The sequence below is a fragment of the Leisingera sp. F5 genome, from assembly GCF_001593695.1.
Genome location: NZ_LUKH01001434.1, coordinates 1 through 1032 on the forward strand (window position 1 = coordinate 1; position 1032 = coordinate 1032).

General features: G+C 59.3%; 1 protein-coding gene. It reads left to right on the forward strand.

The window, feature by feature from the left end:
* Positions 1-160: 160 nt before the first annotated feature.
* A partial coding sequence (locus A2I95_RS42050) for an argininosuccinate synthase (protein ID WP_291738173.1) occupies positions 161-1032 on the forward strand: 872 nt, incomplete at its 3' end.

Consider the following 1032-nt stretch of genomic DNA (forward strand, 5'->3'; position numbering starts at 1 on the left):
CTGAACAGCGCCCAAGGTTTCATCAAAATCTGCTCCAATTTGAAAACCACATCTGGCGCGGACCATAGTTGCAGCCGACTCTGCACGAAACCCCAGTTAACCTTGCCCTTCCGGACAAAACCCGCTACGCCGCAGGCGTTCTGACCTGAGAGGGAATTCCATGTCCGCGCCCAAGAAAGTTGTGCTCGCCTATTCCGGCGGCCTCGACACCTCGATCATCCTGAAATGGCTGCAGACCGAATACGGCTGCGAAGTTGTCACCTTCACCGCCGATCTCGGCCAGGGTGAAGAACTGGAACCCGCCCGCAAGAAAGCGGAAATGCTGGGTATCACGCCTGAAAACATCTTCATCGAAGATGTGCGCGAGGAATTTGTCCGCGACTTCGTCTTTCCGATGTTCCGCGCCAATGCGGTCTATGAGGGCCTCTACCTGCTAGGCACGTCGATTGCCCGCCCGCTGATCTCCAAGCGTCTTGTAGAGATCGCCGAAGCCACCGGTGCCGACGCGGTCGCTCACGGGGCCACCGGCAAGGGCAACGATCAGGTCCGTTTCGAATTGGCTGCCTACGCTCTGAACCCGGACATCAAGGTGATCGCACCCTGGCGTGAATGGGATCTGACCTCGCGTACCCGTCTGCTGGAGTTTGCTGAACAAAACCAGATCCCGGTGGCCAAGGACAAACGCGGCGAAGCGCCCTTCTCGGTTGACGCCAACCTGCTGCACACCTCCTCCGAAGGCAAAGTTCTGGAAGACCCGGCAGTGATGGCGCCTGACTACGTCTACCAACGCACCGTGCACCCCGAGGACGCGCCGAACGAGCCTGAGTTCATCGAGGTCGGCTTTGAAAAAGGTGATGCCGTCAGCATCAACGGTGAAGCGCTGAGCCCGGCAGACCTGCTGACAAAGCTGAACGAACTGGGCGGCAAGCACGGTTGCGGCCGTCTCGATCTGGTCGAAGGCCGCTTTGTCGGCATGAAATCCCGCGGTATTTATGAAACGCCGGGCGGCACCCTGCTGCTGGAAGCCCACCG